Genomic DNA, 24,725 nt, shown 5'->3' with positions numbered 1-24,725 from the left:
CTTTTTTTGTGCAGAGCATTTCACTTTTGAGATCACTTTTTTTCGGATATGATAAAAAGTGATAAGGAGGTTTTTGTGATGAATAACACAATCGAAACCATTTTGAACCATCGGTCAATCCGGTCTTTTACTGATCAGCTTTTGACAGCTGAAGAAATTGATACATTAGTGAAAAGTGCGCAGGCTGCGTCTACATCCAGCTATGTGCAGGCATATTCGATTATCGGGGTTTCTGATCCTGAGAAAAAACGTGAGCTGTCCGTGCTTGCTGGGAATCAGCCTTACGTTGAGAAGAACGGACACTTTTTTGTATTTTGTGCGGATTTGTACCGCCATCAACAACTGGCTGAGGAAAAAGGTGAACATATTTCTGAGCTGCTCGAGAATACAGAAATGTTTATGGTTAGCTTGATTGATGCGGCGCTGGCAGCGCAAAATATGAGCATTGCCGCTGAATCTATGGGGCTTGGCATTTGCTATATCGGCGGCATTCGGAATGAGCTGGACAAGGTGACAGAGGTGCTGCAAACGCCTGACCATGTGCTCCCGCTTTTCGGACTGGCGGTAGGCCATCCTGCGAATCTTTCTGGCAAAAAACCGAGATTGCCAAAGCAGGCTGTTTATCATGAGAATACGTATAATGTGAACAAAGACGATTTCCGTCATACTATGAATACGTATGACAAAACCATTTCTGATTACTATAGAGAAAGAACAAACGGACAGCGGGAAGAAACGTGGTCCGATCAAATACTGAACTTTATGAAGCAAAAGCCGCGTACGTATTTAAATGACTACGTGAAAGAAAAGGGCTTTAATAAAAACTAAAGCAAACCTCTCCGTCTGGAGGGGTTTTTATGTTTCACGTGTAACATATTCCGACAAATAGGGACAGGCTTTCACAAATAAATGGCGAATGATAGGGGACACTGATAAGCAGTGTGAGCGGCTTTGGAGAAAAAATAGAAGATCAGTGATACGATGAGGATGAGGTGGTAGGGATGGTTTCATTAAGTATATTAGATCAATCTCCAGTATCAGAGGGCAGCAATGCAGAAACGGCCTTACAGCAAACCGTTGCGCTTGCCCAAGCTGCTGAGGACCTTGGATATAAGAGATTTTGGGTTTCTGAGCATCACTTTTCAAAACGGCTGGCAGGGTCCAGTCCTGAGGTGCTGATCAGTCATATAGCGGCGAAAACAAAGCGAATTCGTGTTGGATCAGGAGGAGTCATGCTGCCGCATTACAGTGCTTATAAAGTAGCTGAAAACTTTCGTGTTCTGGAGGGGCTGACACCAGGAAGAATTGACCTGGGGCTTGGCAGAGCACCGGGGGGAATGCCGATCGCATCATGGGCGCTGAATGACGGCGGAAAGCGCAATGCTGATCAGTATCCGCAGCAAATCAAGGAGCTGACCATGTATTTGCATGATTTGGCGGATGACAAACACCGTTTTCCGAATCTGACGGCTGCGCCGCATATTTCAACGGCTCCGGATGTGTGGCTGCTCGGCTCATCTGGAGAAAGCGCGCTGCTCGCCGCGGAATCTGGCGCTGGCTATATGTTTGCCCATTTTATCAATGGAGAGGGCGGAGAGGGTACTGTCAGACAGTATAAGAGACGATTCAAACCGTCTGTGTTAGGGAATACGCCCCGAGCGGCAGTTGCTGTTTTTGTTCTTTGTGCTGACACGGAGGAGAAGGCAGAGGAGCTTGGGGCTGTGCTCGATTTTACGCTTTTGGCAGGGGAGCAGGGTATTCCTTTAGAGGGAGTTCCTTCGTATGAAGCTGTTCGGAAAAATACGTATTCCCCTTATGAACAGAGACGAATTGCTGATAATCGAAATCGAATGATTGTTGGTACGAAAGAACAGGTTAAGAAGCAGCTGCTAGCTTTGAGTAAAGCGTATGAAACAGAGGAAATCATGGTGGTGACCATTACACATCATTTTGAAGACAAGCTCCGATCGTATCGCTTATTGCAGGAGGCGTTTGCTGACTGATCTTTAAAAAGCCCTGCCGATTCGGCAGGGCTTTTTCTTATTCAACAGTGAAAGGTTCTTCGGTCAAAACCTGGCTTGACTTGCCTTTGTTCGCGGCATATGCGAGCAAGTAATACTCTCCGGCCGGAAGTTTGGTTCCGTCATTAATCGTGCCGTCCCAGTCAAAGTACTGGTAACCTTTATCTTGGTTTTTATAAATGCCGGCTTGGCCTGCGAAATCAAGGTTGCTGTCATAGACGAGAAACGCCAGCTCTTCCGCTCCCGCAGGAAGGTAGGTTTCAATTTGATAGGTACCTTGTACAGACCCTTCGCTGACAGAGACAGATGTAACTCTCGGATAATCGGGCTCTTTCACAATCAGTAATGTAGGTACCTTAGCGACCGTTTTTCCGCCTTCTCTGACGATAACCGTTCCTTCATAGGTGCCAGCTTTTGTTTTCTTCGTATTGACCTTTACTTTAGCAGTGGCTTTCCCGGTTTGATGTGCCGGAATCACAACACGGCTTGTGCCGGATGTGGAGATGCCGCTGCCATTAAATGAGTATTCCAGTGTGTATGATTTTCTAATGGAAGATTGATTTTCAATCGTAAACGTTTCTTTTTTCGTTTCGTTTCCGTTTTCTTTCAAGAACGTGCCGTATGAATAGCTTCCAGGTGAGACGAGCGAATCGGCTTTGATTGCGTTCATGATTCTTGCGCTGCCTGCGCCTTGAGCGTTATGCGGATATACTTCCCCATCGCCATCCTTTAAAGTGACAGCGGTATTCATGATGGCGGCTTTAATCTGTTCAACGCTCCATTTTGGTTTGGCTTGTTTAATAACGGCAACCGCTCCGGCAATATGAGGCGATGCCATGCTTGTTCCTTGTTTTGATCCGTAGCCGTATGGATGGCCAGGATCGTGTGTTGGGATCGTGCTCACGATATTGACCCCTGGCGCGGAAATATCAGGCTTAATCATCCACGTATCCATAACAGGGCCGCGTGATGAGAAATCAGCGACTTGTTCACCGAGCGCTTTTGAGACCGTCAACTTGAATGTTGTTTTTGTCTCACCAGCTTTCAGGGCGCTGACGAGTTTTTCGCCGTCTTCTAATGAAAGCTTAATCGTTGGGACAGACATGCCTGGCACATTGGCTTCAATTTCTCCAGAGAGGTTGTTATACACAACCATGCCGATTGCACCGGCTTTTTTAGCGTTATCCGCTTTATCCACAAATGCAATGCTGCCTCGTTTGACAACGGCGACTTTGCCTGTCAGGTCTTTCCCTTGAAAATCCTTTTCTTCGCCGATTCCCGCTTCGACAAGCTCAACTTCTTTGTTATTGAGCGCTTTGACGTCGTCCTCTTTGTTATAGCCCATCACTTTTGCTGAAGAATAGGAGCCGAAAGTGACGGCGTATTCATTGAGCGGCAGCTGAGTCGCACCGACAGAAATCGCTTCTCTTGATGTGCCCGGCGATCCGACTGTCCAGCCGTTCGGTCCGCTGTTGCCGTTTGAGGTAACAGCGACAACGCCTTCTGACATGGCCCAGTCAAGCGCTGTGCTTGTCGCCCAGTCCGGGTTGTTTAAAGAGTTTCCGAGAGACAGGTTCATCACATCTGCCCCGTCCTGCACTGCACGTTCCACGCCCGCGATGACGTTTTCCGTTGTGCCGCTTCCGCCAGGCCCTAACACACGATAAGCAAGAAGTGTGGCATCAGGCGCTACGCCTTTAATCGTTCCGTTTGCAGCCACAGTTCCGGCTACGTGTGTGCCGTGGTCAGTCGCTCCGCCCCTCGGATCGCCTGTTGGTGTTTCTTTTGGATCGTAATCATTGTCCACAAAATCGTATCCTTTATATTGTCCAAAGTTTTTCTTCAGATCTGGGTGATTGTATTCAACCCCAGTGTCAATAATCGCCACCTTAATGCCTTTTCCTGTGTAGCCTAAATCCCATGCATCGTTTGCTCCGATATAAGGCGCACTGTCATCCATTAGCGGAGATACGGCGTCTTCGGAGATTGTGACGTCTTTATCCTTCATATTGTCTGTTTTATATGTGACGTTCGGGTACACTGCCTTAACGTCTTTTACCGCGAGAAGTTTTGGAATCTCATTAGCTGGAAGCTTCATAGAGAAGCCTGAGAATACCTGCTCATATTCCCGGTTTACTTTTCCGTTTTTCACCGCTTTGATTGCTTTGTTTTTTGCTTTTGTGCGAGCGGTTTTCAGCTTGCTTTTCGATTGGCTTTCTCCCGCTTCCTTCGCTTCTGCCAAGGATTTTTCTTTTAATTCCACTATAACGGTTGTTTTTTTGCTTGTCGTCATGTCGATATCACCGAATACCTCGGCTTTTTCCAGATCAGCCGACGTTTTTGAAGAAGCCGGAGCTGCCTGGACGCCCGTAATACCTGTGGATAACGCAAAAAATAAGACAAAACTTACAAGCAGAAAGCGAATGATCCCCTTTTTCAATGTGTTTCCCCCTTTGTGTTTAGAAAAAATGTGAAAGATCTAGTATATATTTCTTGAAAATTCAAAAAAATCCTTGTGTCATTTGGACCATTTATTGGATTTTGTTTGTGTATAACGAAGGAGTTATACACAGAACCCTGTGTATAAGTGAATAAACCTGTGTATATATATAGTTAGGAATGTACGTTCGTATACAAAATATAGATAGAGTTTGTGGACATGTGGATATCTCTTGTGATTAAGTTGTTCTTATCTTTGGGATAACTTGTGTATAAAGTTTTCAAAGCAGTTCTCCAATTTTCATTTCAATTCTTTCAGCTTTCAACAAAACTTCTAAAAACTAGTTGGTTTTTTCACTCATATTGTGACAAAGAATTCTCTTTCCACGGTCTATCATAGAGTCATGAGTTTTGCTAGAGCCGCTAGTTTGCGAGAAAAGAAATCGGCCGTCTTTTCTTGCGGGCCGCGGCTGAGAAAACGGGCTGCTAAAAAGGCTGCCTGCCAAAAAGAAGCGGAGGGATGTTTTTCTATGAAACGTTTGCTTGTATCTTTACGGGTGTGGATGGTCTTTTTGATGAACTGGGTGACGCCGGAAAGAAAAACTGCGGCTGCCGCGGTCTATTCGGCTCAGCGTACATACCAAAGAAAGGCGGCTGTGCAGGCCGCAGGACTCGTTTCGTTTTATGAGTGGCGGATGGCTGTGAATGAGGAAGAAAAGCAGAAAGCGAAAGCCGCCGCGCTTTATAAAAGAAGATGTTTGCAAGCCTTCAAGGAATCGCCAAAGCAGGAGAGAGCGGGCCCGCATCTTTACATGGCGGTCAAAAGGAGGTAAAATCCCAGTCAAAAGCAAATTGGCGGGAGAGATAACCTCTTGAAAATCTATAAAGTATTAAACAACAATGCGGCTTTAATAAAAGAGGATGATCAGGAAAAAATCGTGATGGGGCCGGGAATCGCTTTTCAAAAAAAGAAAAATGATCTCATCCCTATGAATAAAGTGGAAAAAATCTTTGTCGTGCGCGACGAGAATGAAAAGTTCAAACAAATCCTGCAAACACTGCCGGAGGAGCATATAGAAATAGCTGAGGATATCATCAGCTATGCGGAAGGAGAGCTCGCGGCGCCGCTGAGCGATCACATTCATATCGCGCTTTCCGACCATTTGTCCTTTGCGATCGAAAGGATTCAAAATGGGCTGCTTGTGCAGAATAAATTGCTGCATGAGATAAAGGCGCTCTATAAAAAAGAATACGAGATCGGCCTGTGGGCGATCGGACATGTAAAAGAGACATTGGGCGTGTCTCTGCCTGAAGATGAAGCGGGTTATATTGCCCTTCACATCCATACGGCGAAGATGGATGCGGAGAGCATGTATTCGGCGCTGAAGCATACGACCATGATCAAAGAAATGATAGAGAAAATAGAACAATACTTTAATCGAAAGGTGGATGAAAACAGCATTTCCTATCAACGCCTTGTCACGCATTTGCGATACGCGGTCAGCCGGTTGGAATCAAATGAAGCGCTCCATCGTATGGACGAGGAGATGCTTTATTTCATCCAAAAAAAGTATTCATTCGCCTATCAATGTGCGCTGGAGCTGGCGGAGTTTTTGAAAAATGAATATCAATTACATTTGCCGGAATCCGAGGCCGGCTATATCACGCTGCATGTCCAGCGTCTTCAAGATCTCTCGGAATAACCGCCTTGACTTGCAGGGAGTGATCTCTGGAAGTTTTTTTATTGATCAGGATTCAGTGTGTAGTACATCCAGCCCATCATGACTATTCCCGCGGTCAGATTGCCGAGCGTAACGGGAATTAAGTTTCTGACTGCTCCCATCAGTGTCACTGTATCAGGGTGCTCAATCAAAAGCGAGATGGCGAATGTGCACATATTGGCAATGCTGTGTTCAAAGCCGGAAATAAAGAAGCAGAAAACGAATAGCATCATGGTAAACAGCTTTGCTCCTTCTCCTTTGAGAGACATTGGAATGAAAAGGCGAGGCACACAAGCCAATTGCACAGCATTCCTCTGAAAAACAATTCGGAAGCCGGCGGTTCCATTTTGTGCTCTGCCAAATGAATCAAAAAGGAATGAACAGAAGGCTCCTCAAAAAGTCCCGTCGCGCTGATCAGGATGGCAAACAGAATGGCGCCGATTAAATTGCCGGCATAGCTTGACATCCACAAGTACAGGGTGCCGCGCCAGCTGAGTTTTTTCCGAAGCGCGGTATAGGTGAAATAAAAGGTGTTGCCGGTAAATAAATCTCCGCCTCCGTAAGCAATCATCAGAATAGCGGCCCCGAAAGTGACAGCAGCTGCCGGAAAGGCAAACGGAGAATCAGCCATAAAGAAATAGCTGCCTGTTTTGCTTGCGGCTGTAATGCCAAAACCAATAAACATACTGGCTAAAATGGACCGAAGCACATAACGGATTTTGCTTGAAGCGAATATGTTTTGTTTTTTCAAAGCATACTGTTCAACCTTTTGCAATGCTTGAGTTTCCATTGTCTTTTCCTGCTTTCTTTCATGATTGAGCATAGTATAGCACGATATTGTGAAGTATTTCACAATTAATTTTTGCGAATTTTTGTCTACATGTTTTATCAAACTATTTAACTAAAAAAATAGTTGACGAAAACGCTGTCATGTTTTATGATGAAAGCGTATTCTTAATCTGAATAAGCGGGATTGTGACTGGTAAAGCAGGCAAGACCTAAAATTTGCGTAAATGAAAAAGGATCGCTGTGTCCTTTATTCGTTGGCGAATTTTAGGTCTTTTTTGTTTAAATAAAAGGGGGAGAAATAGATGGATTACAAAGAGACTGCAAAACGCCTCATTGAGCTTCTCGGAGGGAAAGAAAATATTATCAGCGCGGCTCATTGTGCAACAAGACTGCGTTTAGTGATGAAAGATGAATCAAAGATAGATCAAGCACAAGTAGAAGAGCTTGATGGCGTCAAAGGGGCTTTCAGCAGCTCTGGCCAGTACCAGATCATTTTTGGAACAGGCCTTGTGAATAAAGTATTCGATGCCTTTTCTAAAGAAGCTGATATCGAGCGTGAAGAACACGTAAATCATCAGAATGCGGCAAAAGAAAAGCTGAATCCCGCTGCGAGATTTGCGAAAACGCTTTCTAATATTTTTGTTCCAATCATCCCGGCTATTGTAGCCAGCGGCCTATTAATGGGATTGCTGGGTATGATCAATGCGTTTCATTGGATGAGCAAGGATTCTGCGCTTTTGCAGCTGCTTGATATGTTTTCAAGTGCAGCATTCATTTTCTTGCCGATTTTAATCGGGGTCAGCGCTTCAAAAGAGTTTGGCAGCAATCCATACTTGGGAGCGGTCATCGGGGGAATCATGATTCATCCGACTCTTTTAAATCCATGGGGATTGGCGGAAGCAACACCTGATTACATGCATCTTTTCGGATTTGATATCGCGCTTCTCGGCTACCAGGGAACTGTTATCCCTGTCCTGCTTGCGGTGTATGTGATGAGCAAGGTAGAGAAATGGACGAGAAAAGTGGTTCCACATGCGGTAGATTTGCTTGTTACACCATTTGTTACTGTAATTGTTACCGGGTTTGTTGCTTTTATCGCGATTGGCCCTCTGGGCAGAGCGCTTGGTTCCGGCATTACGGTTGCTTTAACTTATGTATATGACCATGCCGGTTTTGTTGCGGGTCTGATTTTCGGGGGCACGTATTCACTCATCGTGCTGACAGGTGTTCATCATAGCTTCCATGCGATTGAGGCGGGGCTTATTGCAGATATAGGCAAAAACTACTTGCTGCCGATCTGGTCAATGGCGAATGTCGCACAGGGCGGCGCCGGGCTTGCCGTCTTCTTTATGGCGAAAAAGGCAAAGACAAAAGAAATCGCACTTCCGGCTGCATTTTCCGCTTTTCTCGGCATTACTGAGCCCGTCATCTTCGGAGTCAATCTGCGCTACCGAAAACCGTTTATCGCCGCGATGATCGGAGGCGCATTGGGTGGGGCATATGTCGTCTTTACACATGTAGCTGCAAACGCTTACGGGTTAACGGGTATTCCGATGATCGCCATTGCGGCTCCGTTTGGCTTCAGCAACTTGATTCACTATCTGATTGGCATGGCGATTGCGGCAATGTCAGCGTTCATTGCAGCATTTGTCATGAAGATTAATGAGGATGAGGAGAGGAAAAAATGACAGCACATGACCAGGAGCTTCGTCGCCGGGCTCATGAAGAAGTGGAGAAAAAAGAACCTATCGCTGACAGCGATCCGCATCGCCAGCATTTTCACATCATGCCGCCGGTTGGGCTGCTGAATGACCCGAATGGCGTGATTTATTGGAAGGGCAGCTATCATGCATTCTTTCAGTGGCAGCCGTTTCAGACAGGGCACGGCGCAAAATTTTGGGGGCATTATACGACACAGGATGTTGTGAATTGGAAGCGGGAAGAGATTGCGCTGGCTCCGAGTGATTGGTTTGATAAAAACGGCTGCTATTCGGGCAGCGCTGTCACGAAAGACGATCGGCTCTATCTGTTTTACACAGGAAATGTCAGGGATCAGGATGGAAATCGGGAAACGTATCAATGCCTGGCTATTTCTGATGACGGGCTGTCCTTTGAGAAAAAGGGTGTCGTCGCCCGCCTCCCTGAAGGATATACGGCGCATTTTCGCGATCCGAAGGTATGGGAGCATGAAGGCACATGGTATATGGTGATTGGTGCGCAAACAGAGAATTTGAAAGGGCAGGCTGTATTGTTTGCTTCTGATAACCTGACAGAGTGGAGATTTCTTGGCCCGATAACCGGAGCGGGCTTCAACGGGCTGGACGATTTTGGATACATGTGGGAATGCCCTGATTTGTTTTCCCTTCAAGGATCGGACGTACTGATTGTTTCGCCTCAAGGGCTTGAGGCTGACGGTTTCCGTTATCAGAACGTATATCAATCAGGTTATTTTGTCGGCCGTCTCGATTATAACAAGCCTGAACTGAAGCATGGTGAATTTACGGAGCTTGATCAAGGTTTTGATTTTTACGCGCCGCAAACACTTGAAGACGATCAGGGAAGGCGGATTTTGTTTGCATGGATGGCGGTGCCTGACCAGGATGAAGGGTCCCATCCGACGATTGACTATCACTGGATTCACTGCATGACGCTGCCGAGACAGCTGACGCTTTCAGGCCAGAAGCTGATTCAGCAGCCGCTGCCTGAGCTAAAAGCCATGCGCAGAAATGAGAAAAAAATACACATCAACATGCATGAATCATCTGGCGCACTTCCAGTGGAAAACCCTGAAAGAGCTGAGATTCTGCTGGAAGACATTCATACGGAGTCCGGTTTTTCAATCAGTATCCGCGGAACGGCTACGTTTTCCTTCTACAAAGACGAGGGGATTGTTACGCTGGAACGGACGAGCTTTGACGGAAAAAGAACAGAAGCGAGACATTGCCGCATCAAGGATTTGCATACCGTACACATGTTTCTCGACGCGTCATCTGTGGAAATCTTTATGAATAACGGAGAAGAGGTCTTTAGTGCGAGATATTTTCCTTTCCCGGGAAATCATGAAGTAACAGCCAGTTCGACCGGGAAATCTGAAATGAATGTCGGAATTTGGACACTTATGTAGAAAATCCTTCTATTTTCTTATGTGAAATCTGAGCCATCTGTGCTATTCTTCAACGATAACCTACTATTTTTTTCTGTAAAAGGAGTTGTTTTCTTGAATATACATGAACAGAAGATAACACCGGAATGTTTGGAAAAGGCTGCTAACCAAGTTGAAGATAAGCGGGAAGAATATAAGGATGTGCTGCTTCAGCTGAAAAAAATGCTTGGCGGAACAACGCCGCACAGTGAAACGGCGGAAATTCTCACGCGGGCATATGAACAAATGAAGGAATATGCACTTTTTGTTCAGTCGATAGAAACATTTTTGAGGAAATCTGCAAACAATTTAAAAATCAAATAAACAGGCTGCCGATGGGATCGGCAGTTTTTTCTGTGAAAAGTCTTCGGTGATTTAAAAAGGGCTGCCTCTCTGTAAGGCAGCCCCTTTTGTTTATGATTGTTGATTCAGGCGCAGTGCAGAATGCTTCGTAGGACCAACATACTGGTTTAGCGGGAAGGATTCTTTAATGGCCGCTGTGATGAATTCTTTTGCTGCGTAAATGGCTTCTTTGACTTCCGCACCTTTGGCGAGCTCCGCTGTCACGGCTGCTGAGAACGTACAGCCTGCGCCATGTGTATAAGGCGTATCGATCATTTCGCTTTCAAGGACTTCCGCTGTTTCTCCGTCATAGAGAACATCAACGGCTTTCTCATGTTTGAGTTTGCCTCCGCCTGTAATGACGACATATTGAGCGCCGAGTGCGTGAATTTTTTTCGCGGCTTCGATCATATCGTCAACTGTTTTTAGTTCATCCATGCCGCTGAGCTGGCTGGCTTCAAACAAGTTTGGCGTAATGACAGTGGCTAGCGGAGCCAATTGCTCACGCAGGGCTTGGGCGTGCTCCGGATAAAGGACTTCATTAGCACCTTTGCAAACCATAACCGGGTCAATTACCACATTTTTTAATTGTTTTTCTTTGATCGTTTTTGCCGCAAGCTCGATAATGTCAACGGTTGGCAGCATTCCTGTTTTCATGGCGTCCACACCGATGCCGTCCGTAATTGTTGAAAGCTGGGCGCGGATTGTATCAGTATCGATCGGGAATACCTGATGGTCCCAGCTGTTGTTTGGGTCCATCGCAACGATCACCGTTAAGGCGGTCATCCCGTATACGTTTTTTTCTTGAAATGTTTTTAAATCAGCTTGAATCCCAGCACCGCCGCTGGAATCTGAGCCGGCAATGGTGAGTGCTTTATGCATAGACATGTCTTGAACCTCCATCGTGTTTTGTCTTTCATTATAGTTAGATTTTCTCTGTATCACAATATAGAAGGCTTAGCAATTCATCTAGTATTTTCATTATCACCTTATCCTGTTTCAGTAGGATATTCCCACTGATCTCCCGTCCAATATATGTTTTAATAGTACATGACTATGAAAATGAGAAGGAGAGCATCATGAAGATTTCTATCGTAATTGTGACCTATAATCGGATTCCGGCTTTGTGTGAGCTTTTGGAGTCGATTTCCCGCCAGACCTTGAAGCCGTATGAAATTATTATTGTGAATGATGCCGGGGAATCGGTCGTGCCGGTCAAAGCACTTTATCCGGAGCTGCCGATTGCTGTCATCAATTTAGAAAAGAACTCGGGGCATGTGGCTGCGAGAAATGCCGGTGTAAAAGAGGCGTCTGGCGATTGCATTATGCTGTGTGATGACGATGATTTCTTTACGCCAGGGCATGTGGAAAGAATGGCGAAGGAAATAGAAACGGCAGATTTCGTTCATTCTGATGCGGAAATTGTCTCGTTTGAAGAGAAAAACGGAACAAGATATCCAGTGTCACGGAAATTGTTTGCTTATACCGCTGACTATGAGGATATGAGAGTGTTTTCTACATACGTGCCGTCGGGCAGCATGTACAGACGTTTTCTGCATGATGAAATCGGGTATTTCGATGCTGATGTGCACAATTACTGGGATTGGGATTTTTATCTGCGCGCAGCCAAGGATTACCGGGTGAAGCGTGTCCCTTGCGCCAGTGTGATTTATGCCTTCAGTGACGCGGGAGACAATCAGTCTGCGGACCTTGGCGCCAAGCGGAAGCAATATTTGGATCGGTTAAGTGAAAAGCACGGACTCGGGGAGCTGCCGACGAAAAACTTTGCCGTCCTGCTTGAAGAGCCTGAGATGAAGAGGCGGGAAGCAAAAAGTGAAATGGTTTGGGATGGCGAGCCTGTATATTCCAGACTTCATCGTTCGTAAGGGGGGCCTGAATCTTGAAACAGCTTTTACAAGACAGCTGGTGGAATCAGCTAAAGGAAGAGTTTGAGAAACCGTATTATCAAGAGCTCAGAGAAATGCTGAAGAGGGAATACGCGGAGCAAACGATTTATCCGGACAGCCGGGATATTTTCAATGCGCTGCATTATACATCATATGATGATGTCAAGGTCGTCATTCTGGGACAAGATCCGTATCACGGGCCGGGACAGGCTCAAGGTTTAAGCTTCTCCGTAAAGCCGGGTGTAAAGCAGCCGCCTTCGTTAAAAAATATTTTTCTTGAGCTGCAGCAGGACATCGGGTGCAGCATCCCAAATCACGGATCGCTTGTGAGCTGGGCAAAGCAAGGGGTTCTTTTGCTGAATACTGTGCTGACAGTAAGGCGCGGACAGGCGAATTCCCATAAGGGTAAAGGCTGGGAGCGACTGACGGACCGAATTATTGACGTGCTGAATGAAAGGGAGCGGCCGGTTATCTTTATTTTATGGGGACGGCATGCTCAAATGAAAAAAGAACGGATCGACACCTCCAAGCATTTTATCATTGAATCGACGCATCCCAGCCCGTTTTCGGCGAGAAACGGATTTTTCGGGAGCAGACCGTTTTCCCGGGCGAATGCCTATTTGGAGAAAATGGGAGAGGCGCCGATTGATTGGTGTATTAAGGATTTGTAAAAAGCGCAGGTTATCTGCGCTTTTTTATTTGAGTATTTTTCGAATCATTCGCAGCCCGTTTTTGGAGGAAGGATAACGAAATGCGAAGTCGAAGCGGTTCGTTTGTTTGACGACGCTTTTTTTGTGCGTGAATGTGTTAAAACTGTCAAACCCGTGATAGCTGCCGATGCCGCTTTCCCCGACGCCGCCGAATGGCAAATACGGCGTCGCCACATGCATTAACGTATCATTGACACAGCCCCCGCCAAACGACAGATTTCCTAAAACAGCGCGCTCAATTTCTTTGTTTATGGTGAAGAGATACAGGGCGAGCGGCTTAGGGCGCGATTGGACTTTTTCAATGACTTCCCCGATATTGCGGTATGTAAAGAGCGGAAGAATCGGCCCGAAAATCTCCTCCTGCATCACTGGAGAGTCATCTCTCACTTGTTCGAGAATGGTCGGCGCAATTTTGTGATGATTGGGATCAGATTGTCCGCCTGTGAGTGGGATGCCGTCATTCAGAAAGCTGAGCAGCCGCTGATAGTGGCGCTCACTGACGATTTTGCCATACTGCGGATTCTGTTCCGGCTGAGGGCCGTAAAATTCTATGATCGCACGCTTCATTTCTTCTGTGAGCTTCGTTTTGATGTCCTCGTGTACAAATAAATAATCCGGTGCGATGCAGGTTTGTCCCGCATTTGTAAATTTCCCGAAGACGATGCGTTTGGCGGCAAGCTGAATGTCAGCATCTTTATGGACGATGCAGGGGCTTTTGCCGCCGAGCTCCAAGGTTACGGGAATTAATTGTTTAGCGGCGGCCTCCATGACGATTTTTCCTACAGCTACACTGCCTGTAAAGAAAATGTAGTCAAAGGGCTGCTGTAATAATGCTGTGCTGACGTCGGGCCCGCCTTCTGCCATAGCGACATAATCGGTCGGAAAAACGCTGCTGATGAGTTTGGAAAGAATAGCAGAAACAGCCGGCGTATATTCTGATGGCTTGAGAACGACGGTGTTCCCCGCCGCAATGGCTCCAATCAACGGAGAAAGCGCCAGCTGCAAGGGATAGTTCCAAGGCGCAATCACCAAAACGGTTCCATACGGCTCAGGAATGATGATGCTTTTAGAGCCTAGATGAGTCAGCGGCGTTTTGACTCGTTTCGGCATGGACCATTTTCTCAGCCGTTTCATGACAAAGCTGATTTCCTCCAAGACGATTCCGATTTCTGTTGAGTATGCTTCTTGCTCGGATTTGTGGAGATCCTGGTAGAGAGCGGCTATGAGATCGGCTTCATGAGTTCTGACGGCTTGTTTCAGCTTCCGCAAAATGTTCAGTCTCGATTCAAGCGGTCTCGTATGTCCCGCCGCAAAATAGGCTTTATGCTTGCTGATGATAGAGGGGATGCTGTTCATTCCGTCTCTCCTTTTTGTAAGGTATGGTGATTTATTATGTGAAAAATCTCTTCTGCTTGTCAATCGCAAGGTTTGTCAGAAAAAATAACAAACTCATATCTGCGTTTACAGCAGGAATTTGATAAAATGCAGGAAGACAACATTTATTTTTTTGGAGGGTGCTTCATGAACATTCATATATCTGCATTAATTCAAAAGATGGAAGAGGAGCTGAAAAAAGCAAAAACAGCTGAACGGGATGAGGAGCTGAAGCGTTATGTAGCGGTTGTCCGTTCTCTGTGTGATGTCGTGCTTGATCAGCCGGAGAACGCGAGCGGGCCTCGCATACAGCCGAGCGTTACGACAAGTCCTGCCGCGCCGCCATCGACAGACCAGCTGATGATGGAAAAAATGATGGGGAGCGCGGGATTAAACAAATATCGAAAGCAAGAAAAAGAGAAGCAGGAAGAGGATGGAAACGGAGAGTCTTTATTTGATTTTTAAAGAGAGAGGTTGAGCTTACGTGAAATTGGTTCTTGGCGCGCTGCAATGGACAGCGTTTATTATTGCTGCGGCGATAGTTGTTCCGGTGGCGGTTGCCCAGTCGTTCCATCTGAATCACTCAGATTCTGCAAGATTGATTCAAAGCACTTTTTTTGTACTGGGAATTGCCGCCGTCATTCAGTGTTTGAAAGGCCACAGACTGCCGATTAATGAAAGCCCAGCCGGCTTGTGGTGGGGAGTGTATACGATCTACGCAGGGCTGACGGGAACTGTGTTTGCGACATATGGAGACACACTGCGGGGGTTGCAGGGAGCTCTTCTTGTAAGCGCTGTATGTTTCTTTTTGTTAAGTGTTTTCAAGGTCATTGACAGACTTGCAAAATTGTTTACTCCGGTTGTAACGGGCGTCTATTTATTGCTTCTTGTCATGCAGCTGAGTCAGCCCATTATAAAAGGAATTCTCGGAATCGGTTATCGACAGGACGGGGTGGACGGTCTTGTATTTGGTCTGGCGCTTGTTGTGATCGCTGCCGCCTTTATAATGACAAATTCGAACATCATGTTTTTTAAGCAATATTCTATTTTATTAGCCTTGTTCGGCGGGTGGGTGCTGTTTGCGGCTGCCGGAGCGGCAAAGCCGATTGAAATGCCGGACCGGCTGTTTCAGCTGCCTTCCCTGTTTCCTTTTGGGACCCCGTTATTTAACAGTGGCCTGATCATCACTTCTATTTTTATTACCATCTTGCTGATCGTGAATATGCTGGCGAGCATGAAGGTCGTGGACATCGCCGTGAAAAAATTCAGCAAACAGCCTGATGGAAAGCATCATGAACGCCATGCCGGTTTTGCCGCTTCATTCAGCCATCTGCTTAGCGGTTTGACGGGAGCTATTGCGCCTGTTCCGATTTCGGGAGCCGCGGGTTTTATTGAAACGACCAAAATGCCTTCTAAAAAACCGTTTATGCTCGGCAGTATTCTGGTTATCGTGATCAGCGTGATCCCGTTTTTTATGAATACGTTTGCGAGCCTGCCGTCACCCGTTGGATTTGCGGTGAATTTTGTTGTGTTCTCCGCAATGGGCGGTCTGGCCTTTGCCGAATTTGATTCATATGAGAAAGAAGAATCAAAAAGGGTGAGGTCTATCATCGGCATCTCGCTGCTGACAGGGGTCGGTATCATGTTTGTTCCTGAAACTGCGTTAAAGGGATTGCATCCGGTATTTATTTCTCTATTAAGCAACGGGCTCGTATTAGGGACGCTTGCTGCAATAGCAGCTGACCAGTTCCAGCTTTGGCGCAGGAGAAAATCCGACAATCTCGTGTCAACAGAGAACAAACATTGAATTTTGGTGCAGGTGCGATAAGATAAATGATATGAGTTTAACGAAAAGGCGGGAGAGATAGATGAAAGTTTTTATCATATTAGGGGCCATTAACGCCCTGCTTGCCGTGGGACTCGGAGCATTCGGCGCTCACGGATTAGAAGGGAAAATACCTGATAAATATCTTCAGGTTTGGCACACAGGCGTGCAGTATCATATGTATCACGCCCTTGGGCTATTCGTTGTCGCGTTTCTGGCTGATAAATTATCCGGCATAGGCAGTGTCACGACAGCCGGCTGGCTGATGTTTGCGGGAATTGTGCTGTTTTCCGGAAGCTTATATATTCTAAGTGTGACGCAAATCTCCATTCTTGGAGCGATCACCCCGCTCGGCGGTGTGGCGTTTATTATTTCTTGGATTATGATCGTTGTCGCAGCCGTCAAATATCTATAAACAAAAAAGCCAATCCTCATCATATGAGTGATTGGCTTTTTTCTTATCTTGGCGAATAGGACGCCATGGAATATGGATACGTATAAGCAATTTCTTCATCAAATGTAATGTAATCGAGGTAGATTGTCAGGAGCAGGTAGCGTGTTCCTGATTTCGGGTCGCTGATAATAATGTGATCCCGGCCCGCAGCTTCGATGACGCCGCGAAAAATCTTCGAGCCCCATTCCTTGCTGTTTTCAAATGTCATATAAATGGTGGCCGTTTTTCCCCGATTCAGGCGCAAAATATTCTCGATGTAAGATTCCTCAACAGGCAGCATGCCGGGAACGCTTTGGCCCGGTCCTGACGGTGTAGGCCCCGATGGAATTTGAAAACCGCCGCCCTGCTGCTGGCCCGGGAATCCAAATCCCTGCTGTCCTTGTTGTCCTTGCTGTCCCTGCTGCATTGGCATCATTGGCTGCATCCCCATTGTCTGCATTTGTGAGCCTTGGCCTTGCTGCGGGTACGGGTTGGCGCCAAACTGAGGCTGATACCCCTGCATATTATCAAATCCCTGCATTTGCTGATATTGATTTTTTTTCGGTTTCATATCGTTCCTCCTTTTTATGAAAACCATTCAAAACATGTTCTGGATGTATAGGTGAACGCTCCGCGATGACTCACCTCCGATGGAAAACGATCTTAGTCGCTGGTGCGATTTTTATCTCTTTCACCTTATGAGGCTGATGCTTGGATTATGCTGAAAAAGAACAGCGGACCGATCAGATTTCGCTCTGGGCAGCCGCTGTTTTTCAGAGACATACACAAACTTTTCGCATATTGGTTTGTATCCCTAGCGCAACTCGAGCATAAGCAACATAAGATAACGATAGTTTCAGGTGTGAAGTTCCAAGAAGGAGGTGTAGGATTTGCCTAAAGTATCAGTCATTATGACGAGCTATAACAAAAGCGATTATGTGGCAAAGTCCATTTCTAGCATACTCTCACAAACGTTTTCAGATTTTGAATTGTTTATTATGGATGACAACTCCAATGAAGAGACGCTGAATGTAATCCGTCCTTTTTTGAATGATAACCGAGTGCGTTTTTATCAAAGCGATGTATCTGGAGTGAAGGAAAGAACAGAAAAAACGAGATACGCTGCACTGATCAATCAGGCGATTGATATGGCGGAGGGTGAATATATCACCTATGCGACGGATGACAACATCTATATGCCGGACCGCCTCCTGAAAATGGTGCGGGAGCTCGATACCCATCCTGAAAAGGCTGTGATTTACTCAGCCTCCAAAACCTATCATTTAAACGAGAATCGCGACATTGTAAAAGAAACTGTCAGGCCTGCCGCTCAAGTGACATGGAACGCGCCGTGCGCAATCGATCATTGCTCGGTTATGCACAGGTATTCGGTGCTTGAGAAGGTAAAGGAGAAGTTTGGCTCCTATTGGGATGAAAGCCCGGCGTTTTACCGTATAGGAGATGCCCGGTTCTTTTGGAGAGTCAATCATTTTTATCCGTTTTACCCGCTGGATGAGGAGCTGGACCTGAATTATATTACCGACCAATCGATTCACTTTCAGCTGTTTGAATCAGAAAAAAATGAATTTGTCAGGAACCTTCCTCCGCAGCGAAATTGCCGAGAACTGCGTGAATCATTAAAAAAGCTTGGAATGGGGTGAGAGCTTGTCGGCCTATTTAAGCAATTATTGGGTGCTGTACCGGAAGTACGTGGAGCTTTTTGACAAACTTCGCTACAAAGGGATTCCGCTTGGGCTTATCAGTAATTTTTATCAATACATCAGTCCTGAGCTGAGGGTGATGATGGAAGAAGAACCGGAATTATTCGGATCGGTGGATCAGCATATCGATGAGGGACAGATTCAGCCGTTTTTTGAAGAAAGAATCCAAAAAATCGTAAAAACAAATGACGAACCTGTTAAAGGGAAAGTCATTTTGCACTTTGATTACCTGCGTTTTTCAAACGAAAATTACTATCAATTTGATCCTGAAAAAACGGCTGTTTTGGCCAGATGGAGTTTGCCGGATTATTGTGATCTGCCTGTAATTAGCAAGCGGGAGATTGCGGATTCATGCCAAAAAGGCGATTCGAAGCAGTATCTCGAAACAGCCTGTTCGCTTCTTGCCCCTTATGATGATCACCCGGCATTTGGTGATCAAGCGTTTCGCGACCGGCTTTTCAAAGATATTCCTTTATTTATAGAGGCCATTGATACAGTTGATGCGCTGTTTGAACAGGAAAAGATTTCAGCTGTTATTGTCGGAACGGCAGAAGACATTTACAGCAGGGTGCTCGCTCTCATGTGTCAAAGAAAAGGGGCCGTCAGTATTTGTCTTCAGCATGGCGCATTGATGGGAGATGAAGCCTTCATTCCTGTTTTTACAAGCTATCAAGCTGTTTTTGGTGCTTATGAAGCAGAGTGGTTCATGCGAAAAGGCTGTAAACCCGAGCAGATTCTCGTAACGGGACATCCCCGCTTCGATCAGATTTTTAACAGAACGCCTATGGATATGTCCATATTCTATCGAAAACTTGCTTTTCAGCCGACTAAAAAAATTGTGCTCATTGCCACTCAGCCCTTTTCAGAAGATTTTTATTCCGGTGTGCTGCAGGGGCTTTCTGATCAGAAGCAGCTGCAGATTATTATCAAACCCCACCCGTGGGAAATCGGAAAAAACAAGCTTGATCTGTATCACGAGGCGGCGAAAAAACATAAAGCATGCAGAGTCATCAAAAAGGAGCTGGAGCTTTATGATTTGCTGCCGTATGCTGATGCCGCAGTGACGCAAACCTCGACAGTCGGTCTTGAAGCCATGCTGTTTCAAAAGCCTGTGCTGATCGGAAAATCGTCCGGAAATCGCTCGTATCCGTATTATGAGTCTCTTGGCGATTTTATGTTTGACCAGCCGGATGAACTTGCGCAGACCTTGGTTGAGGTTCTTCGAAGTCCAGACGTGCATCAAAAAGCAGAAGAGGCGCGCTTGGCATTCATAGCGGCTAATTATCCGGTGGCAGAATCAACAAATGCTTTATTTGCGGAACTGAAAGCCAAAACAGGAGTTGATTACAGGCGGGAAGATACTGAATAAAATGATAGGAGCGCAAAGAAATGGTGCAAAAGAGAAATCATTTTCTCCCTTACTCATTGCCGTTAATCGGTAAGGAAGAAATTCAGGAGGTTACAGAAACGCTTGAATCGGGATGGCTCTCTAAAGGCCCGAAGGTTCAGCAGTTTGAAAAAGAGTTTGCCGCGTTTGTCGGGGCGAAGCACGCCGTGGCGGTGAATTCATGTACCGCAGCTTTATTTTTGGCTTTGAAAGCAAAAGGGATCGGGCCCGGGGACGAGGTCATTACCTCTCCGCTTACGTTCAGCTCGACCGCCAATACGATTATTCATACAGGAGCAACGCCTGTGTTTGCGGATATTGACGAAAACACGCTCAATATTGGCCCGGTAAAGCTTGAGGCGGCCGTCACACCGCGAACGAAAGCAGTTGTGCCCGTCCACTTTGGCGGGCAGTCCTGCGATATGGATGCAATATTGGCTATTGCCCAAAATCATGGTTTATTCGTGCTGGAGGATGCGGCACATGCGGTATATACGACTTATAAGCAAAGAATGATCGGTTCTATCGGGGATGCAACGGCATTCAGCTTTTACGCCACCAAAAACCTCGCGACAGGGGAAGGCGGCATGCTGACGACTGATGATGAGGAGCTTGCCGATAAGATCCGAGTGCTAAGCCTTCACGGCATGAGTAAAGCCGCATGGAACCGTTATTCTTCAAATGGCAGCTGGTACTATGAAGTCGAATCGCCCGGCTATAAGATGAATATGTTTGATTTGCAGGCGGCCCTCGGACTTCATCAGCTGAAACGGCTGGATGATATGCAGAAACGGAGAGAAGAGATTGCCAGCCGTTATCAAACCGCTTTTCAGCAGATTCCTGGGCTGATCACGCCGTTTGTCCATGATGACGGCAGGCACGCCTGGCATCTATATGTTCTGCAAGTTGATGAAAAAAAGGCCGGGGTTACGCGCAGCGAAATGATTACGGCTTTAAAGGATGAATACAATATCGGCACTAGCGTTCATTTTATTCCAGTACACATTCATCCGTATTATCAAAAGCAATTTGGATATAAGGAAGCGGACTTTCCGAATGCCATGAATTACTATAAACGAACCCTTTCTCTCCCGCTCTATCCATCAATGTCTGACGACGATGTACATGATGTCATTGAAGCTGTGCGGGATATCGTAAAAGGGGCTGATTAAGTGTATACGGTAAAAGAAAATGTCTCCAAAGAGGCGATTGAGGAATTTCTCCAAAGCCGACAGCTTACACTGGATGTTCCGTATCAATTTTCCCTCGGCCTTTTTGAAAACAGCAGGCTCCAAGGCGTATTGCTTTACGAAGATTCTTTGTGGGAAAGCAAGGTGCTTCAGAAGAAAGTCATGAACGTCAAACTTCTTGCGGCAAATAGTACCGGGCAGCTAAAGAGGCTGTTTGAAGCTTTTTATACTGTACGCCAAATGGATGAAACGGATTTTATCTTTGTCCGTATTCCGGCTGAAGATATCGGAGCCGCGCATGTGATACAACAGCAGCCATCCTCTTACTTTGTCGGGAGTTTGCTGAAGTTGGCGATGCCTCCGTCTTTTTATGACAAAACACCGCCATTTTTTGAACTGGGCCCGCCTGAGCCCGGAGACACAGAAGCGATATGTGAGCTGGCCCGAGACTCGTTTACAAAAAGCAGATATTTTCAGGATCCTCATCTCAGCCGCGATGCAGCAAACAAAATATTTCAGGAGTGGACACGAAACAATCTGAATGGAAGGGCGGCGGTCAATATTGTCGCTAAACACAATGGCGAGGTCATCGGCTATCTTCAGGGCTTATCAAGAGATGATGAATGCATTCTCGATTTGATGGCTGTAAAGCCGGGATTTGAAGGGAAACGTATTGCGTTTCATTTATTGGCGAATCTCATAGAACAACCGGAGACCCAGAAGCATAGAACGGTAACAGCGGGGACGCAGCTTCACAATGTAAGGGCGATCCGCCTTTATGAACGAATGGGCTTCACCGCTGAACAATCGTATTACTACTATCATATTTGGCCGGGCAAGGAGGCGAAATAATGGCAGCGTTTCAGATCGCGAATAAAACTGTAGGCAAAGACGCTCCTGTTTTTATTATTGCTGAGGCGGGGATTAATCATGACGGGAAGCTTGATCAGGCTTTTGCGCTGATAGACGCCGCGGCGGAAGCGGGAGCGGATGCCGTGAAATTTCAAATGTTCCAAGCTGATAGGATGTACCAGAAGGATCCTGGTTTGTACAAGACGGCAGCGGGCAAGGACGTCTCTATTTTTTCTTTGGTTCAATCTATGGAAATGCCTGCTGAGTGGATTTTACCGCTATTGGATTACTGCCGCGAAAAGCAGGTGATCTTTTTAAGTACGGTATGTGACGAGGGGTCAGCTGATCTGCTTCAGTCTACCTCACCGAGCGCTTTTAAAATCGCATCCTATGAAATTAACCATCTCCCGCTGCTCAAATATGTCGCCCGGCTGAACAGGCCGATGATTTTCTCGACAGCCGGAGCTGAAATCTCTGATGTTCACGAAGCTTGGCGCACCATCAGGGCAGAGGGAAACAATCAAATTGCCATAATGCATTGTGTGGCGAAATACCCAGCACCGCCGGAGTACAGCAACCTCAGCGTCATTCCGATGCTTGCCGCCGCTTTTCCTGAGGCGGTAATCGGCTTCTCCGATCATAGCGAGCATCCGACAGAAGCGCCGTGTGCCGCGGTTCGGCTCGGAGCAAAACTGATAGAAAAGCATTTTACGATCGATAAAAATCTGCCGGGTGCCGACCACTCGTTTGCATTAAATCCGGATGAATTGAAAGAAATGGTCGATGGCATCAGGAAAACGGAAGCTGAGCTGAAACAGGGGATCACAAAGCCGGTCTCTGAAAAACTGCTTGGCAGTTCATACAAAACAACAACCTCCATCGAAGGAGAAATCAGAAATTTTGCATACAGAGGCATTTTTACAACAGTTCCGATTCAAAAAGGTGAAGCCTTTAGTGAAGACAATATCGCAGTGCTTCGGCCCGGACAAAAGCCGCAGGGGCTGCACCCGAGATTTTTTGAACTGCTGACCAGCGGGGTTCGGGCTGTAAGAGACATTCCAGCCGACACAGGCATTGTCTGGGATGACATTTTAATGAAGGACAGCCCGTTTCATGAATGATATTCTCTTTATCATCCAAGCGAGAATGGGTTCAACAAGGCTTCCGGGAAAAGTGCTTCGGCCGCTCGGATCGAATCGTTTACTTGACATTCTCGTTCACCGTGTCCGGCAAAGCGCGTTTTACCAAAAGAATCGGGATAATCTTGTCATCGCCACGTCTGACAAAGAAACTGACGACATATTAGAGGCGCACTGTATCAAACAAGGCTTTCGTGTTTTCCGCGGGAGCGAAGAACGTGTCCTCGATAGGTTTGTGAAGGTCATAGAAGCTGTTAAACCGTCAGTCATCATCCGGTTAACGGGTGATAATCCGTTTGTCGATCCGGAGCTGCTCGATGTAATGATTAAGGCGCATTTTGATCAAGGATCGGATTATACGTATATCCTGAATGCGCCATTAGGGATTTGCGGCGAAGTGGTCAACGCCAACCTGTTAATTGACATCAGCCGTATTCAGGCTTTGGAGGATCAATATCAGGAGCATGTCACGTTATATATAAGGAATCATCCAGCTCTTTATCGTGTTCAGTTTTTAGAGGCGCCGGAACGATTTCGCGCCCCTCAATATCGGCTGACCATTGATACAAAGGAAGACTATGAATCGATAAAGGCCCTCTATCAAAAAGCAGGCGAGCGCCCCGATGTATCCGCCTCAGAGCTTATCACCCTTCTGAACCGGAACCCCGATGCGGCAACCGAACGAGAGGCTGACTAGCCATGCATGTTGGGATCTTCGCAGACGGCGGCTATGAAAAGGGAATGGGCCATGTTGTCCGGATGAAGAGACTTGCGGAAGAACTCAAACAGAGCTGCTTGATTACGTTTTACACGAATCAGGAGTCTGAAGCGTTTCTTCATGAAGAGCATTGGCGTGTCATCGTAAAGCCGGAGCTGCAGCAGCACGAATTTATTCTCCGGGAAATAAAAAGCAAGAAGCTTGATTTGCTTTTGTTTGATATTCTAGGCGCGCCTGCAGAGCTGTTAAAGAAAATAAAGACGGAGACAGATGCGAAAATTGTTCTTTTTGAAGAGAAAAACGGTAAATCAATTCAATATAGTGACGCTGTCATTAACGGAATTTACGGTGACATCAGAGGCAGGGTGTACGTTCAGGGAAACACACGCATCTATGAAGGTCCGGACTATCTTATTCTTCACCCCGCCTTTCAGGCCGCAAGAGAGGATTACACACTTAAGAAAGACTGCCGCAATATCCTTGTTGCATTAGGAGGAAGTGATCCGAAGCAGCTTATTTTTAAAGTGCTGGCTGCCGCTGATCAAGTCCCCGACATAAAAGACAAAAACATGATGTTTGTAATGGGGAGCGCTTCACCGCATCAGGAGGCAGTCCGAAGGCGGATCGAAAAGAAGCCGCAGTACAAGATGATCGAACAGACAAATGATATGGCAGGTTTGATGAAACAAGCGGACGCAGCCATTGTCGCCGGCGGCATCTCTCTATATGAAGCCATTTGCATCGGCGTGCCGTGCCTTGTTCTTTCTCAGGTTGAGCATCAAACGGCAACAGCAAAAACATTTGCTGGCCAAGGCGCCGCTCTTGATCTTGGTTTGGGTGAGCTTGTACCGGATGAAACACTCATCTATCAGATGTCACGCATTATGAGCAGCTATCCTCTTCGCCTTTCTTTGCACAAGGGAGGAAGGCCGCTCGTGGATGGCAAAGGCATTATACGGGTAACAGCTATTCTTCAAGATTTATATGAACAAGAGATATAAAAATGCATGTAAGG

The 24,725-nt window shown here is 46.4% G+C and carries 23 protein-coding genes and 1 pseudogene; 19 read left to right on the top strand and 5 right to left on the bottom strand.

The features are described from left to right. Positions 1–78: 78 nt before the first annotated feature. Positions 79–828, top strand: a complete 750-nt coding sequence (gene nfsA / locus AC0OMU_RS20320) for an oxygen-insensitive NADPH nitroreductase (protein ID WP_043858905.1) — start codon at positions 79–81, stop codon at positions 826–828. A 173-nt stretch (positions 829–1,001) separates the two neighbouring features. Further along, a complete protein-coding gene (locus AC0OMU_RS20315) occupies positions 1,002–2,003 on the top strand; it encodes an LLM class flavin-dependent oxidoreductase (protein ID WP_015384986.1) in 1,002 nt (333 codons plus the stop codon). A gap of 37 nt (positions 2,004–2,040) precedes the next feature. Here AC0OMU_RS20315 and vpr read toward each other — a convergent pair whose 3' ends face one another. Further along, entirely contained in the window at positions 2,041–4,461 is a 2,421-nt protein-coding gene (gene vpr / locus AC0OMU_RS20310) for a serine protease Vpr (protein WP_474241446.1), read from the bottom strand. A gap of 529 nt (positions 4,462–4,990) precedes the next feature. Here vpr and AC0OMU_RS20305 point away from each other — a divergent pair. Both AC0OMU_RS20305 and sacT read left to right on the top strand, forming a co-directional pair. Further along, positions 4,991–5,293: a hypothetical protein gene (locus AC0OMU_RS20305; protein WP_080030757.1), complete on the top strand. Its 303-nt coding sequence runs from the start codon at positions 4,991–4,993 to the stop codon at positions 5,291–5,293. Between the two features lie 39 nt (positions 5,294–5,332). Next, entirely contained in the window at positions 5,333–6,163 is an 831-nt protein-coding gene (sacT, locus tag AC0OMU_RS20300; protein ID WP_003227423.1) for a sac operon transcriptional antiterminator SacT, read from the top strand. Positions 6,164–6,201: 38 nt separating this feature from the next. Here sacT and AC0OMU_RS20295 read toward each other — a convergent pair. After that, positions 6,202–6,971, bottom strand: a pseudogene (locus AC0OMU_RS20295) (formate/nitrite transporter family protein). Positions 6,972–7,272: 301 nt separating this feature from the next. Between AC0OMU_RS20295 and scrA the strand changes: the two are divergent. The 3 genes from scrA to AC0OMU_RS20280 all read left to right on the top strand — a co-directional run bounded on the left by scrA (position 7,273) and on the right by AC0OMU_RS20280 (position 10,436). Beyond that, positions 7,273–8,658 (top strand): PTS system sucrose transporter subunit IIBC, encoded by a 1,386-nt coding sequence (gene scrA, locus AC0OMU_RS20290; protein ID WP_474241445.1) that lies wholly within the window; start codon positions 7,273–7,275, stop codon positions 8,656–8,658. Beyond that, positions 8,655–10,094 (top strand): sucrose-6-phosphate hydrolase, encoded by a 1,440-nt coding sequence (gene sacA / locus AC0OMU_RS20285; RefSeq protein ID WP_474241444.1) that lies wholly within the window; start codon positions 8,655–8,657, stop codon positions 10,092–10,094. The genes scrA and sacA overlap by 4 nt, the downstream gene beginning before the upstream one ends. A 93-nt stretch (positions 10,095–10,187) precedes the next feature. Then, entirely contained in the window at positions 10,188–10,436 is a 249-nt protein-coding gene (locus AC0OMU_RS20280) for a hypothetical protein (RefSeq protein WP_003243437.1), read from the top strand. Positions 10,437–10,526: 90 nt separating this feature from the next. Here the strand turns inward: AC0OMU_RS20280 and AC0OMU_RS20275 are convergent, their stop codons facing one another. Beyond that, complete coding sequence (locus AC0OMU_RS20275; RefSeq protein ID WP_474222354.1) at positions 10,527–11,342, bottom strand: bifunctional hydroxymethylpyrimidine kinase/phosphomethylpyrimidine kinase; 816 nt, start codon at positions 11,340–11,342, stop codon at positions 10,527–10,529. A 191-nt stretch (positions 11,343–11,533) separates the two neighbouring features. Here AC0OMU_RS20275 and AC0OMU_RS20270 point away from each other — a divergent pair, with 191 nt between their 5' ends. Both AC0OMU_RS20270 and AC0OMU_RS20265 read left to right on the top strand, forming a co-directional pair. Beyond that, a complete protein-coding gene (locus AC0OMU_RS20270) occupies positions 11,534–12,340 on the top strand; it encodes a glycosyltransferase family 2 protein (RefSeq protein WP_047183375.1) in 807 nt (268 codons plus the stop codon). Between the two features lie 14 nt (positions 12,341–12,354). Then, positions 12,355–13,032 carry a uracil-DNA glycosylase gene (locus AC0OMU_RS20265; RefSeq protein ID WP_014478341.1) on the top strand — a complete coding sequence of 226 codons (678 nt, stop codon included), beginning with the start codon at positions 12,355–12,357 and terminating at the stop codon, positions 13,030–13,032. A 24-nt stretch (positions 13,033–13,056) separates the two neighbouring features. On the opposite strand, the gene AC0OMU_RS20260 is transcribed toward AC0OMU_RS20265, so the two are convergent. Continuing rightward, the gene (locus AC0OMU_RS20260; protein ID WP_047183373.1) at positions 13,057–14,427 is read right to left on the bottom strand and encodes an aldehyde dehydrogenase; all 1,371 of its coding nucleotides are present in this window, start codon (positions 14,425–14,427) and stop codon (positions 13,057–13,059) included. A 165-nt stretch (positions 14,428–14,592) separates the two neighbouring features. Between AC0OMU_RS20260 and AC0OMU_RS20255 the strand changes: the two genes are divergently transcribed. The 3 genes from AC0OMU_RS20255 to AC0OMU_RS20245 all read left to right on the top strand — a co-directional run bounded on the left by AC0OMU_RS20255 (position 14,593) and on the right by AC0OMU_RS20245 (position 16,685). Further along, positions 14,593–14,910: a YwdI family protein gene (locus AC0OMU_RS20255; RefSeq protein WP_015483860.1), complete on the top strand. Its 318-nt coding sequence runs from the start codon at positions 14,593–14,595 to the stop codon at positions 14,908–14,910. A 19-nt stretch (positions 14,911–14,929) separates the two neighbouring features. Next, positions 14,930–16,252, top strand: coding sequence for a purine/pyrimidine permease (locus tag AC0OMU_RS20250; RefSeq protein WP_021480922.1), 1,323 nt, complete (start codon positions 14,930–14,932; stop codon positions 16,250–16,252). A 61-nt stretch (positions 16,253–16,313) separates the two neighbouring features. Then, positions 16,314–16,685, top strand: a complete 372-nt coding sequence (locus tag AC0OMU_RS20245; RefSeq protein ID WP_003227446.1) for a DUF423 domain-containing protein — start codon at positions 16,314–16,316, stop codon at positions 16,683–16,685. Positions 16,686–16,728: 43 nt separating this feature from the next. Here the strand turns inward: AC0OMU_RS20245 and gerQ are convergent, their stop codons facing one another. Next, positions 16,729–17,274 carry a spore coat protein GerQ gene (gerQ, locus tag AC0OMU_RS20240; protein ID WP_014478336.1) on the bottom strand — a complete coding sequence of 182 codons (546 nt, stop codon included), beginning with the start codon at positions 17,272–17,274 and terminating at the stop codon, positions 16,729–16,731. 319 nt (positions 17,275–17,593) lie between these two features. Between gerQ and spsA the strand changes: the two genes are divergently transcribed. Genes spsA through AC0OMU_RS20205 form a run of 7 tightly spaced genes read left to right on the top strand, consistent with a single transcriptional unit; the run spans position 17,594 to position 24,711 of the window. Then, positions 17,594–18,364: a spore coat dTDP-glycosyltransferase SpsA gene (gene spsA / locus AC0OMU_RS20235; protein WP_047183372.1), complete on the top strand. Its 771-nt coding sequence runs from the start codon at positions 17,594–17,596 to the stop codon at positions 18,362–18,364. 4 nt (positions 18,365–18,368) lie between these two features. Continuing rightward, positions 18,369–19,793 carry a CDP-glycerol glycerophosphotransferase family protein gene (locus tag AC0OMU_RS20230; protein WP_047183371.1) on the top strand — a complete coding sequence of 475 codons (1,425 nt, stop codon included), beginning with the start codon at positions 18,369–18,371 and terminating at the stop codon, positions 19,791–19,793. A 20-nt stretch (positions 19,794–19,813) separates the two neighbouring features. Continuing rightward, on the top strand, positions 19,814–20,983 hold the full coding sequence (locus tag AC0OMU_RS20225; RefSeq protein ID WP_327830259.1) for a DegT/DnrJ/EryC1/StrS family aminotransferase: 1,170 nt from the start codon (positions 19,814–19,816) through the stop codon (positions 20,981–20,983). Next, positions 20,984–21,853 carry an N-acetyltransferase family protein gene (locus AC0OMU_RS20220; RefSeq protein ID WP_474241443.1) on the top strand — a complete coding sequence of 290 codons (870 nt, stop codon included), beginning with the start codon at positions 20,984–20,986 and terminating at the stop codon, positions 21,851–21,853. It begins immediately after the preceding gene. Beyond that, the gene (locus AC0OMU_RS20215) at positions 21,853–22,974 is read left to right on the top strand and encodes an N-acetylneuraminate synthase family protein (RefSeq protein WP_474241442.1); all 1,122 of its coding nucleotides are present in this window, start codon (positions 21,853–21,855) and stop codon (positions 22,972–22,974) included. The genes AC0OMU_RS20220 and AC0OMU_RS20215 overlap by 1 nt, the downstream gene beginning before the upstream one ends. Continuing rightward, entirely contained in the window at positions 22,967–23,689 is a 723-nt protein-coding gene (locus AC0OMU_RS20210) for a glycosyltransferase family protein (RefSeq protein ID WP_047183367.1), read from the top strand. The genes AC0OMU_RS20215 and AC0OMU_RS20210 overlap by 8 nt, the downstream gene beginning before the upstream one ends. Before the next feature lie 2 nt (positions 23,690–23,691). Beyond that, positions 23,692–24,711 (top strand): PseG/SpsG family protein, encoded by a 1,020-nt coding sequence (locus AC0OMU_RS20205; RefSeq protein ID WP_124059374.1) that lies wholly within the window; start codon positions 23,692–23,694, stop codon positions 24,709–24,711. Positions 24,712–24,725 lie beyond the last annotated feature (14 nt).

This window comes from Bacillus sp. FAU18 (assembly GCF_056033885.1).
The sequence above is the reverse complement of the archived record's forward strand: the minus strand, read 5'-3'. Positions and strand labels throughout refer to the sequence as shown.

Coding starts and splice junctions, on each gene's coding strand:
- nfsA (WP_043858905.1), top strand. CDS start 79: ATGAATAACACAATCGAAACCATTTTGAACCATCGGTCAATCCGGTCT.
- AC0OMU_RS20315 (WP_015384986.1), top strand. CDS start 1,002: ATGGTTTCATTAAGTATATTAGATCAATCTCCAGTATCAGAGGGCAGC.
- AC0OMU_RS20305 (WP_080030757.1), top strand. CDS start 4,991: ATGAAACGTTTGCTTGTATCTTTACGGGTGTGGATGGTCTTTTTGATG.
- scrA (WP_474241445.1), top strand. CDS start 7,273: ATGGATTACAAAGAGACTGCAAAACGCCTCATTGAGCTTCTCGGAGGG.
- sacA (WP_474241444.1), top strand. CDS start 8,655: ATGACAGCACATGACCAGGAGCTTCGTCGCCGGGCTCATGAAGAAGTG.
- AC0OMU_RS20275 (WP_474222354.1), bottom strand. CDS start 11,342: ATGTCTATGCATAAAGCACTCACCATTGCCGGCTCAGATTCCAGCGGC.
- AC0OMU_RS20270 (WP_047183375.1), top strand. CDS start 11,534: ATGAAGATTTCTATCGTAATTGTGACCTATAATCGGATTCCGGCTTTG.
- AC0OMU_RS20260 (WP_047183373.1), bottom strand. CDS start 14,427: ATGAACAGCATCCCCTCTATCATCAGCAAGCATAAAGCCTATTTTGCG.
- AC0OMU_RS20255 (WP_015483860.1), top strand. CDS start 14,593: ATGAACATTCATATATCTGCATTAATTCAAAAGATGGAAGAGGAGCTG.
- AC0OMU_RS20245 (WP_003227446.1), top strand. CDS start 16,314: ATGAAAGTTTTTATCATATTAGGGGCCATTAACGCCCTGCTTGCCGTG.
- gerQ (WP_014478336.1), bottom strand. CDS start 17,274: ATGAAACCGAAAAAAAATCAATATCAGCAAATGCAGGGATTTGATAAT.
- AC0OMU_RS20225 (WP_327830259.1), top strand. CDS start 19,814: ATGGTGCAAAAGAGAAATCATTTTCTCCCTTACTCATTGCCGTTAATC.
- AC0OMU_RS20215 (WP_474241442.1), top strand. CDS start 21,853: ATGGCAGCGTTTCAGATCGCGAATAAAACTGTAGGCAAAGACGCTCCT.
- AC0OMU_RS20210 (WP_047183367.1), top strand. CDS start 22,967: ATGAATGATATTCTCTTTATCATCCAAGCGAGAATGGGTTCAACAAGG.
- AC0OMU_RS20205 (WP_124059374.1), top strand. CDS start 23,692: ATGCATGTTGGGATCTTCGCAGACGGCGGCTATGAAAAGGGAATGGGC.